The organism is Chryseobacterium gossypii (genome assembly GCF_041361455.1).
GTDB lineage: Bacteria > Bacteroidota > Bacteroidia > Flavobacteriales > Weeksellaceae > Chryseobacterium > Chryseobacterium gossypii.
This window is the reverse complement of record NZ_JBGCUR010000030.1, coordinates 26,917-42,801: the sequence shown is the minus strand read 5'-3', so window position 1 is coordinate 42,801 and position 15,885 is coordinate 26,917. Positions and strand designations below refer to the sequence as shown.

The window sequence follows — 15,885 nt, the reverse complement described above, 5'->3', positions numbered from 1 at the left end:
TTAATTTATTCTTTCTATCAATGTACCACAAAAATATAGATACCACACGACAAAACGCGGCGTATATTTAATAATGTTGGCCATTTTGTAATTAAGTGGAAAATGTACTACTATTCCGAAATGTTGGGCTAAAAATAAATTTATTTAGTCTCTATCAACACTATATATCACGGGCACAGCTTGGAAGATTTGAGAGAGGAAAGATTTAAGATTCAACTCTTTTGTCAAGATTATTCAGGCTTTTGATATAACGTTAGAAGAATTTTCAGAAGGATTGAAAAAGAGAGTAAATGAATTTTATAAGCTCTAAAGTATCTGAGTATTCAATAATTCCCAGGAGATTATAACTATACATTCCAAAATTCCCTGTCTAAGCTTCTGTATTGTATCGCTTCCGAAACATGGTAGGATAATACTTTTTCTGATCCTTCCAGATCAGCAATGGTTCTCGCTACTTTTAAGATCCTGTCATAGGCCCTGGCGGAAAGATTTAGCTTCTCCATGGCCATTTTGATAAGCCTGAAAGACTCTGCATCCAGCTCACAAAATCTCTCGATTTCTTTAGGGCCGATCTGAGCGTTATAATTAATTTTCAGATCCTTATATCTTTCATACTGTATCTCACGTGCAATCAGGACACGTTTTCTGATATCTTCGCTTTTTTCACCTTTCCTTTTTTCCGCCAATTGTTCAAATTCAACTTTCTGAACTTCAATATGAATATCTATCCGGTCTAAAAGCGGGCCTGAAAGTCTGTTCATATATCGCTGCATTTCATAAGGAGATGAGGTATTGTTGGGATCATCAGGAAAGTATCCGCTTGGGCTGGGGTTCATGGAGGCGACAAGCATGAAGCTTGCGGGATAGTTTACGGTAAATTTTGCCCTTGATATGGTGACCTCCCTGTCTTCTAAAGGCTGCCTCATCACTTCAAGCACGGTCCTTTTAAATTCGGGCATTTCATCCAGGAACAAAACCCCGTTGTGGGCCAATGATATTTCTCCCGGCTGCGGATATCCGCCCCCGCCTACGAGCGCCACATCTGAAATGGTATGATGGGGGGCACGGAATGGTCTGGTGGTCATCAGGGAAGTATCCGTTCCCATTTTCCCGGCAACGGAATGTATTTTAGTTGTCTCCAGGGCTTCTTTTAAAGTTAAAGGCGGCAAAATGCCCGGCAGTCTTTTGGCCAGCATGGTTTTTCCGCTTCCCGGAGGGCCGATCAGAATAATGTTATGTCCGCCGGCAGCGGCCACTTCCATCGCTCTTTTGGCTGTTTCCTGCCCTTTTACTTCAGAGAAATCAAAGGGAAATGTATTCACCTTTTCCCGGAATTCTTTGGCTGCGTCCAGCTGAGCTGTCTTTATGGGTTTTCCTTCGTTAAAAAAATCAATTACCTCTTTGATGTTTTCTATGCCTAAAACCTCCAGGTCATTTACAATCGCTGCTTCCCGGACATTCTGTTTGGGCAGGATAATTCCCCTGAAGCCTTCTTCCTTTGCCTGAATGGCAATGGGCAGAACTCCTTTGATAGGCTGCAAATTCCCATCCAGTGAAAGCTCTCCCATAATGATATAATCCTGAATATCGGCAGCCCGGATCTGGCCGGATGCAGCCAAAATACCAACCGCAATACTCAGGTCATAGGCAGACCCTTCTTTTCTCAGGTCGGCAGGAGCCATATTGATTGTGATTTTCTTTCCGGGGATCTTGTAACCAACATTTTTCAGGGCAGCGGAGATCCTGTAGCTGCTTTCCTTAATGGCGTTATCAGGGAGCCCTACCAGGTGGTATCCAATCCCCGAATCTACATTAACTTCAATAGTAATCGTTTGTGCAGCAACTCCGTGAATTGCGCTTCCGTAAATTTTAATCAGCATAAGTGTGTTTTGATATAAAATTAATATTTTTTTATTTATACACCATCTCTTACCTTAGCGGATCTTCAGAATGCCTGCATAAGGCCGCAATATCAAAAATTATGTACGTACATCAGGAATATTTGATCCGGACTATTGTATTAAAATGTAAAGCCGGCTCCATCTGAATTGAGCCGGCTTTTAACAATTATTAAAAAACTAACTATAACTATGAGTACTTTATTTCTTTATAAACTTGTTTTTATAAACTTTGCCTCCCGAGCTTTTGGATACAATAATGTAAGTTCCCGGTACAAGCCCGCTCACATCAATAGGCTGCTTATATTGATGGTCTTTCTTCTGCAGCACCAGCTTTCCGGACATATCTACAATTGAGATGTCATTGTACGTTTTATCCGATTCTTTGCCGATGTATAAAAACTGTGTGGCAGGGTTAGGGTAGATTGTAAGGTCATTTTCTTTAGGTTTGGTTTCTCCGGTACCCAGGCTGCAGAAAGACCAGTTGCCAAAATTCAGTGTTACAAAACCTATCAGTCCCAAAAATTCACACTGATCAGGGCAATAGGCAGTACATGCATAGAAACCGTAATATCCTGATGCAGTGGCGGTATAAGAATCACCGGTAACTCCGTCTATGATGCATGGGTCTCCCGGGGCTGGTGGCGGGCTGCTCGGAGCACATTTGTACCACGTGTGCACACCATACAGATCAGGAAACATATTTTCCAGCTGTACTGATGCGCCTTCACAGACATTATAGCTGCCGTCCGCCAGCTGCTCATAAGTACCGGGTGTAAAGGTGGCCAACATGGCAGGTAGTGAATAGGCAAATCCGTCCGCAAGGATGGGCTGGCTTTCCGCAGTACATCCGTCCAGTGTAACCACTACTTTAAAATAGTACAGCATATCATCCGCACCATTGATCGTCAGGTTTTGGGATGTTGCGCCGGGAATGGCTACCCAGGGATTAGGATTGGGAGACTGCCAGTCCCATTGCTGCTTATACCATTGGTAGCTATCATAAGTCTGGGTGGAAAGAGTTTCGGCCTCCGTATTACAAAACACCACTCTATCCGGAAACTGAACTCCAAGCCTCGGACTCGTGATTTCAGGAGTAAATGAACATTGCGCTTTTAGGTTTAAAATTCCAAGAATTAAACTAAAAGCTAAAAAAATTAGTTTTGCTTTCATAGTAAAAAATATTTATTTGTGGTTAACCCTATGTTTAGTCGATCAGTATTCTCACCCCGAACTTTATGTTAAAATTCAATGGCTTGTCTTTATAGATGGTATTCAGCTGGCTGTTATCCTTGAAGTGATATCCTATCCCGGGTTCAGCATAGATTCCCAGATTATTGATAACCTTCAGCTGTAATCCTATTGCACTGTTTACGGAAAACTGTACAGGTTTGGCCTCCAGGTTTTCCTTTACCTCGTCCTTTATTTTGTTATCTATGATGTATTTTGTTTTTATGCTTCCGGCTACGGCTTTTTCCACAAGCGCTCCTCCGGTGACGTATCCTGTAAAGTTTCCTTTCTTTATTACGTTATAGTTTACCTGAACCGGGATTCCCACATAGTGAACAGACTGGTCACTTTTTATAAAGTCTGAGGCGCTTCCCGTATAAAGCTCTGTTGACAACTTCGTATAATTTATTCCGGTACTGATTCCCCATCTCTTTCCTAAACCATAATATACGGAGAGCCCCAGTGTAACAGGCACTTTATGCTTTACCCTGGCTTCAACTTCCTTATCCTGATTGGCCAGCAGTACTTCCATTAAAGGATTGTCATCATAGCCGGCAGTCCATATCTGGTCATCAATGCTCATCGTACTGCCATTTAAGCTGGCATATCCGGGAAACTTTTCTGCTGCTCCCAAAGAAGCATTTCCCGTAAGCATGCCTAACATCCATGTTTTTTTACGTCGTTGGCTGGCAAGCTTAGCTTTTTCAGGTGACGCAATCTTTTCTTCCGGCTCCACTTCTCTTTCCGGAAAGAGATCCGGATTTTCCGCTTCTGTTGGCTGACTGTTATCCGCTACGGCACCATTATTCTTTGGCATGGCGGGGATCTCTTCATTTAGCGCCTCATCTTTAATTTCATGCCTGGGGACTTTGGTTTGAATATCTCCGGCCAGACGCCCGTTTCCGCTTATTTCTCCAATGAGAATATTTGATGAAAGCAATCCTGTGCGGTCTGTTATGGTTTCCGCCACAGCTCCGGGAGAGCCAGCCACATTCCTATTTACATATTCTCCGGAAGGCCTCATACCTTTCTGACGTTCAATGCTTTTACTCACAGATATTGTTTTCGCAGATATATTTTCCTGAACGGTATGCTGATCTGCGGCCAGATCAAACAATTTTTTGCCTATAATGATGAGTACCGCAATGGCGGCGGCAATTCCTGCCAGACGGTAAACCAAAGGCTTAACCTGTGCATCAGAAGTCTTTCTCTGCGCTTTTATATCGGCCGGTACAAATCCGGCAATATCATCCGCCTTATCTTCGTTGAATAATTCATTTCTGATATCTTCCCATAATCTGTCCGGAACATCTTCTTCATGATCTTCCATTTTCCTGCGCAGATCATTTAGCCATCTATTATTCATATTGCGCTGTTTTTAGACATTTTATATTCTTTTACTTTCTGAACAAGCATCGCCTTAGCCCTGTGAAACTGTGATGCGGATGTGTTTTCTGCAATTCCCAAAAGACCTGCAATTTCCTTATGACTTTTCTTTTCGAATACATACAGGTTAAAAACTGTTCTGTAACCCTCCGGAAGGGAGCGGATTATTTTCATAATTGTGTTTTGTGAAATTTCTTCAAGGCTGGGTTCTTCTTCATCCTGGATATCAGGAATCTCCGATACCTCTTCGAGAATCCTGAAATCAGATCTACGCTTGATATACTGTAATGATTCATTTACCACGATACGGGTTATCCATGCTTTGAGCGAGCCGTCTCCCCTGTATTCAAAATCATTTATGGAACGGAACATTTTTATAAAGCTGTTCTGGAGCACATCATGTACATCTTCTTTTCCTGTTACATATCGTGAGCACACATAAGCAAGGTTTCCGGAATAAGCTGTAAAAAGCTCTTTCCAGGCTGTTTCCTCCTTCTGCAAAAGACGGCTCACCAAAATCTGCTCCTTACTTTCTTTCATATATAACAACGTCCCGATTCAATAATGTGATTTCTTAATGCAAAAAATAGATTGCCGCATAAAGCACAATCTATTTTCTCATTTAATCTCTATCTTAATTCTTTATACAATATGGAAAATCATATTTAATAGTTTCAAAGGGGGCCAGCACCACTCCGTCCACTGTTATCTTTTCCGCAACCAGGCCAAATCTCAGCGACCAATCCTGTCCTACATAGAACCCTTTCTGCTTGGCGTCCAGGTCTACAGCCACATTTTTATTCGTTCCATCCACCGGAATCTGAAACTCTAATGTTTCAGGGGCGAAGGTAAGTTCCACTACATTATTATTGGCGTGCAACTTTGGAGTATAATCAAGCTTATATTCTATCTTTCCTATGGCAGTGAGAGCAGCTTCAGCCTTTACAGGATCTGTAACCACTGATTTCACGATTTCTCTGATAGGAAATTCCCTGAATGTGATCACTGTATCTTTGGCTGTAAAATCCACGATCTTTTCAGCCCTCTTATTTCCCTGGGTGGTTACCAGTTTCGCCTTATAGCTCCCGTTCACATCTTCCAGTTTTACCGGAATCACCTCATAATCATCATTGCATGACGTTACGGAAAATCCTAAAAGAACGGCTAAAACAACAAATAAAGTTTGAAGTACTGATTTCTTCATTTTTTAATTTTTTACATTACACATTATTCACTTGAGTACTCACTATATAAATCCGTTTTTTAGGAAATCTTGCATGAAATTTAAAGAAAAGTGTTAAAAAAATTATAACATATTGATTTAAAGAATGAAAATATAAACAACTTTCTTGCTTTCCACCTTAAACAAATGATTTTTCCCGATTTTTATCTATATTTATACATTTGTGAAAACGTATTCTGAATGAATTTCGAACAGATCAATTTACATCTGAATGCTTACAGGGAGCATGATCAGATCATAGATGCCGCCAAATTCCTGATCCGCACTTTCAGTCTGGAACATGAGAATTTTGCCGGCTTTGGCTTCAGGGAGGAGCTGTCCCCCAATTCATTGTTGCTGACAGCTGAAGGAGCTTTGGGACAACCACAGAAAGTAATGATCCCCAGAAACTTATTTGATTTTGATCTGAATCTCGTTCTTAATATGGTCGCTCATGAAATGCTCCATGTAAGGCAAAAAGCTCCGGGAAAAGTAATAGAGGACAAGAACGAAAGAGAATTTCAGGCGTATTACGAAATGCTTTTCCATAAAGTTTTTCCACAAATCCCCGATGTTTCTGATTTCCACCGGAAGTTCTTCGGGAACAAAGCCCTGGAATATTACAGAAGAATGGGTGAAGGCTCCAAGCTCCAACAAAAATATGCAGAACAGAAAACAGAAGTAGAACAATTAATCAATTCTTTATCATGACTATAAAACCCGAAATATCCTGGGCAGATTTTGAAAAAATAGATATAAGAACCGGTACCATTATTTCCGTGAATGATTTTGAAAAAGCCAGAAATCCTTCTTACCAGCTGGAAATTGATTTCGGTGAGCTGGGCATTAAAAAATCTTCGGCACAGATCACCACCCTGTATGAAAAGGATGACCTGATCGGGAAACAAATCCTGGCCGTGGTCAACTTCCCGAAGAAGCAAATCGCCAATTTCTTTAGCGAATGCCTGGTTTTAGGGGTATACGGAGAAAATAAAAAGGATGTCACACTTTTAACACCATCGCTGCCCACCCAGAACGGCATGCAGGTAGGCTAAAAATTAGAACACTTATGATACAGCACATTCCATTGGAAAGAATTTTATTTCTTGATATTGAGACTGTTCCGGGGGCACACCTATGGGAAGATCTGTCCGAAACAGATCAGAAGCTTTGGGATAAAAAAACCAGGTTCCAGAGAAAAGAAGATATTTCGGCGGAAGATTTTTATTCGGAAAGGGCCGGGATCATGGCCGAATTTGGTAAGATCATCTGCATTACGATCGGAATGCTTGAAAAAAATGAAACTTTAAAAATCAAAAGCTTTGCCGGCCATGATGAAAAGAAAATGCTTCAGGAGTTCGGTGAGATTTTTAACAGTCCGCGGCTCAGGGACGTGATCCTGTGCGCCCATAACGGAAAAGAATTTGATTTCCCCTGGATCGCAAGACGCTTTTTAATCAATGGTATGCAGCCGCCCGTGCCATTTCAGATGTTCGGGAAAAAGCCCTGGGAAATTCCACATATTGACACCATGGAGCTATGGAAATTCGGCGATTACAAAAGCTTTGTCTCTCTTGAACTTCTGGCACATGTTTTTGGAATCCCCACACCAAAAGATGATATTGACGGCTCAATGGTTTCATCAATTTACTACATAGAAAAAGACTTGCAAAGAATAGTTGACTATTGTGAAAAAGATGTCTTAACTTTGGCAAATATTTTCCGGCGGATGCGCCAGGAAGATTTGTTGAAAAGGTACATCAATTTAGATTAAAAATGAAATTTACAGACGATCAGATTGCTGACATTGGTGAAAACATCATCAAGGTCCTTAAAACCGTTTATGACCCCGAAATCCCTGTAGACATCTACGAATTAGGCTTGGTCTATGACGTACAGATCTCCGATGACGGCGATGTAAAAATTGTAATGACACTGACTACTCCCAACTGCCCGGTTGCTGAATCGCTCCCACAAGAGGTAAAGGATAAGGTAATGGAAGTAGAAAATGTGAAAAGCGTTGATTTAGAGCTTACTTTTGAACCGAGCTGGAATAAGGATATGATGAGTGAGGAAGCGAAGTTTGAGCTGGGAATGCTTTAATTCAGAAATAAATCAGGCTGTCAGAATTGACAGCCTTTTTAATATGATCAAACGTCTTTAGCAATCTTTTTTCCCGGTCTCCTGCTCCACTCGCTCCAGGAGCCTACATAAAGATCGGGAATCTCAAAGCCTGCATAGTCCAAAGCCAGGATCGTATGACAGGCTGTAACCCCGGAGCCGCAATGAATGATCAGCTTCCCGGGTTTATTTTCCAGGTATTTCAAATATTTTTCCCTTAAAATCTCAGGGCTCAGGAAATTTCCGTTTTCATCCAGGTTTTCAGAAAAAGGAATGTTAATGGCCCCTGGAATATGTCCCGCAACCAGGTCAATGGGCTCTGATTCACCCCGGTAGCGATAAGCATCCCTTACGTCAATCACCGTTGAAGAATTATTTTTAAGCTCATCTTCAACCTGTTCTATTCCCGATATGGGAAGAAGCCAGGCATCTCTTTTAATCGGTGAGGTCTTATTATACAGCTCTTCTCCTGACGAAAATTCAAATCCGTTTTTTTCCGCAGACTGAATCCCGCCATCCAGGACCTGCACCTTCCGGAAGCCGAATGCTTTCAGCATCCACCATGTTCTCGCCGCAGCATTTGCTCCGCTTTTATCATCATAGATAATTATATGCGAATTTTCAAGAATTCCAAGTCTGGAAAGGGTTTCCCCGAACTTTTCAGTTCCCGGAAGGGGATGTCTCCCTCCAAAAGCGGCATCCTCTTCTGCATCTGCCAGGTCTTTATCAAGATCTATGAATCTGGCCCCCCGGATATGTCCTTTAAGGTATTCCTGATAAGCGTCCTTTCCGGCTCTGGCATCAAGAATAATGAGGTCTTTATCCTGAAGGCGCTCTTTTAGCTCAGAGACTGAGATCAGGGGTGATATTCTATTCATTCTCTCCGTTTTTTAAAAATGGAAAATATCCTTAGCCTTGTTATAGGCGCTTTCGAAGTTAAGAAGATTAAGGTTATGGCTGATTTTTTCGGCGCTCATAAAATTAATCACCTGTTCCGTAGGCATGTTTCCCACCAGGTCATCCTTGGCCATCGGGCATCCGCCGATTCCTTTAATGGCACTGTCAAATCTTCGGCACCCTTTGTCATAAGCGGCTTTCAGCTTTGAGTAAGAATCCTCATATCGGTTGTGGAAATGGCCTCCGAAATTGATCTCCGGATATTTGGAAGGTATTTTCTCAAATAAAAGGGCTATTGTTTCAGGATCAGCCACTCCTGTGGTATCGGAAAGCAGGATATCTTTGATGCCGATGTCTGAAAATCTCTGTGCCCAGAAATCTACATCCTCCCATTTCCACATTTCCCCGTAAGGGTTTCCGAATGCCATAGAGAAATAAATATTCAGCTGTTTGCCTTCACTTTTCACCAGCTCAAGCATTCTGACGATCTCATTAAAGGCCTCTTCCTGGCTTTTATTGGTATTCCTGTGTTGAAAGGTCTCGGAAATGGAAAATGGAAAGCCCAGAATATCTACGGACTTGTGCTTCAGCGCTTTTTCCGCTCCCCTGTAATTTCCAATGATTGCAGAAACTTTGGTATTGGACAAGGATTTGTCAATATTTTCAGCAACCTCGTCAGAATCGGCCATCTGAGGTATCGCTTTCGGGGAAACAAAACTTACGCAATCCAATACATCAAAACCAACTTCCATTAAAGAGTTGATGTAATCTATTTTTTTTCCGGTAGGAATAAACTCTCCCCAACCCTGCATCGCGTCTCGCGGACATTCAGTAAGAAACATTTTTACTTTTTGATTTTCTCAAATATAATAAAACTAAACCATTTCATATAATATCATACAAAGCTAATACTATTTTGATTTACAGTAATTTATAACCGATTTAAAATTTCAATAATTGATATCCATGTTCAAATAACTTCTTCTGAGCCTCAAATTTGTTAACTTTGCTAAAATTTATGATATCTGATGAGTACAATAGAATTCAACCAATTATGGAAAGAAAAGCTGCTGAACCGTTTTCTTAGCTATGTAAAAATATATTCCACGAGTGATGCGGAAAGTGAGGCCACACCTTCAACACCTCAACAGTGGGATATCGCCAAATATATTGCAGAAGAGCTCAGAACGATCGGTCTGGAAAATGTTTCGATTGATGACAACGGCTATATTATGGGCTACATCCCTTCTAATCTTGAAAGTGATAGTCAACCGACGATTGGTTTTATTTCTCATTATGATACTTCACCGGATTTCAGCGGCGAAAATGTAAATCCGCAGGTATGGAAAAACTACGACGGGGGTGATCTGGTTCTGAACCAGGTAACAGGGTTTACCTTATCTCCTTCAAAATTTGAAAGCTTAAAAAAATATATCGGCCAGACTTTAATAACAACGGATGGCAATACCCTTTTGGGCGCCGACGATAAGGCCGGCTGTGCAGAGATTGTAACTGCTGCGGAGTATTTGATTTCTCATCCTGAGATCAAACACGGAAGAATTGCCGTAGGCTTCACCCCGGATGAAGAGATCGGTAGAGGTGCCCACAAATTTGATGTTTCCAAATTCGGTGCTGAATGGGCCTATACAATGGATGGCGGAGAAGTGGGTGAGCTGGAGTACGAAAACTTCAATGCCGCAGGTGCGGTGGTAAAGATCCACGGATTAAGCGTGCACCCGGGATATGCCTATGGGAAAATGATCAATGCTGCGCTCCTGGCTGCTGAATTCGCACAGATGCTTCCTGCTGATGAAACCCCTTCCACCACCAAAGGGTTCGAAGGCTTTTATCATTTGATGGATATTACGGCCGATGTTTCCGAAGCCAGGCTTCAATACATCATCCGTGACCATGATGCAGAAAAGTTTGAAGCCAGAAAAAAATTCATGGAAAAGAAAGTTGCCGAATTCAACCAAAAGCACGGAGAAGGAACCGCTGAAGTTGAGATAAAAGAGCAGTACAGAAACATGAAACAGCAGTTCGAAGGCAAAATGCATATTATAGATCTGGCAGCCAAAGCCATGAAGGAAGCAGGAATTGAGCCTAAGATCAAAGCGATCAGAGGAGGCACCGACGGAGCCCAGCTGTCTTATATGGGTCTTCCGTGTCCGAATATCTTTGCCGGAGGGATCAACTTCCACGGACCTTACGAATATGTGGCACTGGAAAGTATGGAAAAGGCCACAGAGGTTATCATTAACATTGTAAAGACCAATTAAATAAAATCCCCTTGTTTGCAAGGGGATTTTTTAATATTTTATTTTCCGTCATTTTGCTGATTTCCCAGAAAGGCGTCCCATCCCTGTGCCGTTAAGGCCACCAGTTGGTTCGATCCTCTTGCTACCATAAAGTTTCCTTCTTCTTTTTCTGTGGCATGCCCAATGATTGTGAAATCAGGATGATTCTTAATTTTATCAAAATCGTTGGGTGAAATGGTGAACAGCAGCTCATAATCTTCTCCTCCGCTTAAGGCTGTAACTACGGGATTTAAATTAAATTCATCCGCAGTAGAGATGGTAAGGCTGTCCATCGGGATTTTTTCTTCGTAAAGCCTGAAGCCTACGCCTGAGCGGTCCGAAAGATGCAGAATTTCTGAAGCCAATCCGTCAGAAATATCGATCATAGAAGTAGGCTTAATCTCCAGAGTTTCCAGAATATTTTTAACGTCTGTCCTTGCTTCAGGCTTCAGCTGTCTTTCCAGAATATAGTCATATCCTTCCATTTCGGGCTGCATGTTAGGATTGGCAAGGAAAACAGCATGCTCTCTCTCCAGGATCTGAAGTCCCATATAAGCTCCTCCCAGATCACCGGTGACTACAAGAAGGTCATTCGGTCTGGCGCCGCTTCTTCTCACCAGATTTTCTTCAGCTTCGAGCCCGATGGCTGTAATACTTATTACAAGGCCGGATTTTGAGCTTGTGGTATCTCCTCCGATGAGATCAACTTTATACCGTTTACAGGCAGCTTCTATCCCGGAATAAATTTCTTCGAGGGCTTCTACCGGGAAACGGTTGGAAACAGCCAAAGAAACAAGGATCTGTGTCGGCGTGGCGTTCATTGCCGCAATATCGCTAAGGTTGACCACAACGGCTTTATAGCCCAGGTGCTTTAATGGAACGTATCCCAGATTAAAATGGACCCCTTCCGCAAGAACATCTGTGGTAAGGACCATTTTTTTATTCCCCGGGTCAACAATCGCCGCATCATCACCCACCCCAAGCTCCGAAGAGGCATTGGCCAGTGTGATATGCTCCGTCAGATGCTTGATAAGACCAAATTCCCCTAATTTGGAGATCGGTGTTAATTCCTGTGATTTATCTTCAAACATACAATTTATTTTTATAGTGATATAAAATAGGGCCGCTCTACGGGCTTATAGAAGCTTCTCCCGCTATCCATTCTTAAATAGCCCCAAATTCTGCCGGATCAATATTATGCGGGTGGAAAGGAAGCTTTTTAAAGTCTTCCTTGCTGAGCACTACTGTTTCCGGGCTTTTATATTTGTTCATGGCTTCTACCACATCGTCAGGAGGAGTGGTCATTTTCCTCAGCATCATATCGATCCATACTCCTGTAGCTTCCGAAGTGGCACAATGGACACCATCCGGGGTATAAAACTTATGCAGGAAACGATAAATGGAAGAGTCTTCTGAACATCCGTCTATTTCCACACTTACAATAACAGTCTGATCGGCATAAATCTCTTTAAAAAAAGAATACCTCTCGTGCAGAATCACGGGACCGATACCCCAACGGCTCAGTTGGGTAACACCCATTTTTTCTTTGGTCATAAAAGCCATTCTGGCCTGGGCGCAATATTGAACATAGGATGAGTTGGCAAGGTGCTTGTTGGCATCAAGATCGCTCCAACGCACTTCGAATTTATGATAAAAAACCATTGATGATTGTTTTTAGAATATTCTTCAAAAATACTCAAATAAGATGGTTTATAAAAATTGTACTTTTGGAAAAATAATCTTCAGCATAGGATTACGTACATATGAAACAAATTATTATTGTCGGAGGTGGGGCTGCAGGCTTTTTCTGTGCTTCGAATCTTGATGAAACCCGATATAGGATTACCATTCTTGAGCAAAGCTCTGATGTGCTTCAAAAAGTGAAGATTTCCGGGGGTGGCCGCTGCAATGTCACCCATGCATGTTTTGATCCCAGAGAGCTGGTCCGGTTTTATCCCCGCGGAAATAAGGAGCTGCTAAGCGTTTTCACTAAGTTTCAGCCCGGTGATACCATGGACTGGTTTGGTCAACGAAAAATTTCGTTGAAGATAGAGAATGATAACAGGATATTCCCGGAAAGCAATTCTTCACAGACCATCATTAATACTTTTCTAAATGAGACACAGCGAAAAAAGATCGAAATCAGGACCAAATGTCCGGTAAAAGAAATCCTGAAGAAAGATGAAAAATATATCGTAAGGACCAATTCAGGGGATCTGGAAGCTGATTATATTATCTACGCCACAGGCAGCTCACCGAAATCCCTGAAAATCGTTGAGGGATTGGGCCATAAAATCGTTCCTCCCGTACCGTCTCTTTTCACGTTTAACATCAAAGATGAGCTATTAAAAGAAATGGCGGGAACCAGTTTTGAAAATGCTGAAATATCAATCCCGGAACTGAAAACCGAAGAAAGTGGCCCCCTTCTGATCACTCATTGGGGCCTTTCCGGACCTGCGATATTAAAAATTTCTGCGTGGGAGGCCCTCAGCCTTGCCCTGCTCAATTATCAGTTTCAAATCGAAGTAAACTTTATATCAATGGCTATCCACGATGCTGAAGAGGCTTTTCTGGGTTTCAAACAAAGTAATCCGAAAAAAGCAATCGGGCAATCTAAAATCTTTGAAGTCACCAACAGGTTCTGGCAAAAGATCCTGGAAACCTCAAAGGTTGATCCCCATAAGCAGGTCGCCCATATTTCCGGGAAAGAGGCCCGGGCCATTCTGGAAAACCTGTGTAAAAAGAAGTTACAGGTAACCGGCAAATCAACGTTCAAGGATGAATTTGTAACTGCCGGCGGGGTTGATTTAAAGGAGATCAATTTTAAAAATATGTCTTCAAAATTGCTCCCGAATTTTTATATTGCCGGGGAAGTGCTGAATATAGATGCCGTAACGGGAGGATTCAATTTTCAGGCTTGCTGGAGTGAGGCATGGCTTATTGCACAAGATCTTAACAGTTTATAAATTACCTTATGAAAAATATTTTTGCTATTGTTTTGTGTCTGGTATTCAGTTTTGGTTTTTCCCAGGTAAAAGAACCGGAAACGGTACAGCCACAGACCATCAATGATTCAGCCCGGGTCAGAATCAACAGAAAAGTTGATAGTCCTGCCGAATTTCCGGGTGGGATGAGTGCATTCAGGCGTGCCTTTTCCAGGAATTTTAGTATCAGCAGGCTGTCAGGAAAAATCAGAGAAACGACGAAAACCGAGGCTCAGTTCTTAATTGATACCGAAGGAAACATAAGCTCCATTATTGTAACCGGAGATAATCCGGCTCTTAACAAAGAGATGGAACGCGTTCTTAAATCCATCAAAACAAAATGGAAGCCCGCAATGTATAAAGACCAGCCGGTTAAATACCATATGAGGCTGCCGTTAATCCTTAATTATTAGGTCAGGCTAATACGCGCTTTCCAAAAAAGAGATATAAACTTCTGTCAAAGTGATGGTACAATAGCCTGCCCGAACCGGACTGTTGCTGTTTATCCCATAACGATTGGTCCTGCTCTCAAATGCTCATTATCTGATTAAAACCGGCTTCGGGAAGCCGGCTGATCTATTTCTTTACTTTCACTGTACATCCAATGGCGACAGTTTTTGTCGTTTTTACGGGCTCCCCTTTGATCAGGGCGTTCACTGCGTCCTGCACATAATATTCCGAAACATCATTCGGGTCTTCATAATTATTATCAATAGCCCCTATATACTTTACGATATTTTTATTGTTTTCTTTCTGTAAAACAAATACATGCGGGGTTTTGGTAGCTCCGTATTGCGGGAATATCTTTTGCCCTTCATCTACCAGATACGGAAAGGTAAATCCTTTTTGCTTTGCCCGCTCAATCATTTGCGGATATCCGTCTTCCGGCTGCACCACAGGATCATTCGGATTAATGGCAATTACAGGATAACCCTGGCTTTTGTATTTTTTATCAAGCTCAATGATCCTGTCTTCATATTTTTTTGCATAGGGACAGTGGTTACAGGTAAAAATAACGATAAAGCCCCTGGCATCTTTATAATCAGCCAGGGAAACCATTTTTCCGTCAACATTTTTGAGCTTAAAATCCGTAGCTTCGTCACCTATTTCGTAACCTTTTGAAAAAGAAGCTCTTCCTTCTTTGGCTTCTTTATTGTGTCCGCTTTGGGTAAAGCTCAGAAAACCCATTCCTATGATGAAAGCGGCTAATAAAATTTTCACATTTTTCATAATATTCTGTTTAAGGTAAATTTTTGGCAATGGTTTCTTCAAGGCCTTCCTTACTCATTTCCCCGTCTTAAAGTATATTTTCTGACCACCTTTATAGAAAATCGTTACGGGAATATTCCCATCCCAGTTTTTCTCGAACCTGGGGATCCAGGTATTCATTCTTTTGATGTCATCCAGTAGAATCACTTCAGCAGTAAGGCTCTTATTTCTGATGAATTTTATGACTTTTTCTCTATCAGCCAGCCTGTCTAAAGAAACCAGGATCATTTTGAACCCGGGATCAGCAGCATATCTGTTATTGATCTCCATAAAATGAGGGAGTTCTTTTACACATGGCGCACAGGTGGTTGCCCAGAAATTAACAACCAGAAGCTTATCTCCTTCCTCCCGGATACGTTTTTCCAGCTCCTCATATTTTATAGCAGAAACGGCCGTTTGCTGTGCTTTAAAAATCAATACACCGGCCAGCAGTAGAAAGATGTTTATTAAATTCTTCATATTCAAAATTAAGAATAATTATAATTCAATCCTTTGCGATACAGATATTCCTGTAAAGTTCTCTGCTCTGTGCGGACAAGGCGATCTAAGGTGAGGGTCATCAATTTTGTAGAGATCATCAA

Annotated in this window: 18 protein-coding genes; 7 read left to right on the top strand and 11 right to left on the bottom strand. The window is 41.8% G+C overall.

What is annotated here, in order from left to right; translation table 11 throughout:
* Window positions 1–347 precede the first annotated feature (347 nt).
* From ABMQ40_RS14330 to ABMQ40_RS14310, 5 genes are all read right to left on the bottom strand, one after another.
* Window positions 348–1,880 (bottom strand): YifB family Mg chelatase-like AAA ATPase, encoded by a 1,533-nt coding sequence (locus ABMQ40_RS14330; RefSeq protein ID WP_370900796.1) that lies wholly within the window; start codon window positions 1,878–1,880, stop codon window positions 348–350.
* Between the two features lie 219 nt (window positions 1,881–2,099).
* Window positions 2,100–3,071, bottom strand: a complete 972-nt coding sequence (locus ABMQ40_RS14325) for a T9SS type A sorting domain-containing protein (RefSeq protein ID WP_370900794.1) — start codon at window positions 3,069–3,071, stop codon at window positions 2,100–2,102.
* A gap of 34 nt (window positions 3,072–3,105) precedes the next feature.
* Window positions 3,106–4,494: an outer membrane beta-barrel protein gene (locus ABMQ40_RS14320; RefSeq protein WP_370900792.1), complete on the bottom strand. Its 1,389-nt coding sequence runs from the start codon at window positions 4,492–4,494 to the stop codon at window positions 3,106–3,108.
* Window positions 4,491–5,054 (bottom strand): RNA polymerase sigma factor, encoded by a 564-nt coding sequence (locus tag ABMQ40_RS14315; RefSeq protein ID WP_370900790.1) that lies wholly within the window; start codon window positions 5,052–5,054, stop codon window positions 4,491–4,493. Before ABMQ40_RS14315 ends, ABMQ40_RS14320 begins: the two co-directional genes overlap by 4 nt.
* Window positions 5,055–5,148: 94 nt before the next feature.
* On the bottom strand, window positions 5,149–5,718 hold the full coding sequence (locus tag ABMQ40_RS14310) for a DUF4840 domain-containing protein (RefSeq protein ID WP_370900788.1): 570 nt from the start codon (window positions 5,716–5,718) through the stop codon (window positions 5,149–5,151).
* Between the two features lie 219 nt (window positions 5,719–5,937).
* Between ABMQ40_RS14310 and ABMQ40_RS14305 the strand changes: the two genes are divergently transcribed.
* Genes ABMQ40_RS14305 through ABMQ40_RS14290 form a run of 4 tightly spaced genes read left to right on the top strand, consistent with a single transcriptional unit; the run spans window position 5,938 to window position 7,839 of the window.
* Window positions 5,938–6,447 carry a hypothetical protein gene (locus tag ABMQ40_RS14305; RefSeq protein WP_370900786.1) on the top strand — a complete coding sequence of 170 codons (510 nt, stop codon included), beginning with the start codon at window positions 5,938–5,940 and terminating at the stop codon, window positions 6,445–6,447.
* Window positions 6,444–6,791 (top strand): tRNA-binding protein, encoded by a 348-nt coding sequence (locus ABMQ40_RS14300; RefSeq protein WP_370900784.1) that lies wholly within the window; start codon window positions 6,444–6,446, stop codon window positions 6,789–6,791. Before ABMQ40_RS14305 ends, ABMQ40_RS14300 begins: the two co-directional genes overlap by 4 nt.
* Before the next feature lie 14 nt (window positions 6,792–6,805).
* Complete coding sequence (locus ABMQ40_RS14295) at window positions 6,806–7,510, top strand: 3'-5' exonuclease (RefSeq protein WP_370900782.1); 705 nt, start codon at window positions 6,806–6,808, stop codon at window positions 7,508–7,510.
* 2 nt (window positions 7,511–7,512) lie between these two features.
* Complete coding sequence (locus ABMQ40_RS14290; protein WP_370900780.1) at window positions 7,513–7,839, top strand: SUF system Fe-S cluster assembly protein; 327 nt, start codon at window positions 7,513–7,515, stop codon at window positions 7,837–7,839.
* A gap of 47 nt (window positions 7,840–7,886) precedes the next feature.
* Here the strand turns inward: ABMQ40_RS14290 and ABMQ40_RS14285 are convergent, their stop codons facing one another.
* Both ABMQ40_RS14285 and ABMQ40_RS14280 read right to left on the bottom strand, forming a co-directional pair.
* Window positions 7,887–8,735: a sulfurtransferase gene (locus tag ABMQ40_RS14285; protein ID WP_370900778.1), complete on the bottom strand. Its 849-nt coding sequence runs from the start codon at window positions 8,733–8,735 to the stop codon at window positions 7,887–7,889.
* Between the two features lie 12 nt (window positions 8,736–8,747).
* Window positions 8,748–9,596 carry a hydroxymethylglutaryl-CoA lyase gene (locus ABMQ40_RS14280; RefSeq protein ID WP_370900776.1) on the bottom strand — a complete coding sequence of 283 codons (849 nt, stop codon included), beginning with the start codon at window positions 9,594–9,596 and terminating at the stop codon, window positions 8,748–8,750.
* A gap of 186 nt (window positions 9,597–9,782) precedes the next feature.
* Between ABMQ40_RS14280 and pepT the strand changes: the two genes are divergently transcribed.
* Window positions 9,783–11,033, top strand: a complete 1,251-nt coding sequence (pepT, locus tag ABMQ40_RS14275; protein WP_370900774.1) for a peptidase T — start codon at window positions 9,783–9,785, stop codon at window positions 11,031–11,033.
* Window positions 11,034–11,071: 38 nt separating this feature from the next.
* Here pepT and thiL read toward each other — a convergent pair whose 3' ends face one another.
* Both thiL and ABMQ40_RS14265 read right to left on the bottom strand, forming a co-directional pair.
* Window positions 11,072–12,142 carry a thiamine-phosphate kinase gene (gene thiL, locus ABMQ40_RS14270; RefSeq protein ID WP_370900772.1) on the bottom strand — a complete coding sequence of 357 codons (1,071 nt, stop codon included), beginning with the start codon at window positions 12,140–12,142 and terminating at the stop codon, window positions 11,072–11,074.
* Between the two features lie 73 nt (window positions 12,143–12,215).
* Window positions 12,216–12,713, bottom strand: coding sequence for an acyl-CoA thioesterase (locus tag ABMQ40_RS14265; RefSeq protein WP_370900770.1), 498 nt, complete (start codon window positions 12,711–12,713; stop codon window positions 12,216–12,218).
* A gap of 101 nt (window positions 12,714–12,814) precedes the next feature.
* On the opposite strand from ABMQ40_RS14265, the gene ABMQ40_RS14260 reads away from it, so the two are divergent.
* Window positions 12,815–14,017, top strand: coding sequence for a BaiN/RdsA family NAD(P)/FAD-dependent oxidoreductase (locus ABMQ40_RS14260; protein WP_370900768.1), 1,203 nt, complete (start codon window positions 12,815–12,817; stop codon window positions 14,015–14,017).
* 8 nt (window positions 14,018–14,025) lie between these two features.
* On the top strand, window positions 14,026–14,448 hold the full coding sequence (locus tag ABMQ40_RS14255; RefSeq protein ID WP_370900766.1) for an energy transducer TonB: 423 nt from the start codon (window positions 14,026–14,028) through the stop codon (window positions 14,446–14,448).
* A gap of 163 nt (window positions 14,449–14,611) precedes the next feature.
* Here the strand turns inward: ABMQ40_RS14255 and ABMQ40_RS14250 are convergent, their stop codons facing one another.
* Together ABMQ40_RS14250 and ABMQ40_RS14245 are read right to left on the bottom strand one after the other, a co-directional pair.
* Window positions 14,612–15,265, bottom strand: a complete 654-nt coding sequence (locus ABMQ40_RS14250) for a thioredoxin family protein (protein ID WP_370900765.1) — start codon at window positions 15,263–15,265, stop codon at window positions 14,612–14,614.
* A gap of 54 nt (window positions 15,266–15,319) precedes the next feature.
* Window positions 15,320–15,763 carry a redoxin domain-containing protein gene (locus ABMQ40_RS14245; protein ID WP_370900763.1) on the bottom strand — a complete coding sequence of 148 codons (444 nt, stop codon included), beginning with the start codon at window positions 15,761–15,763 and terminating at the stop codon, window positions 15,320–15,322.
* Window positions 15,764–15,885 lie beyond the last annotated feature (122 nt).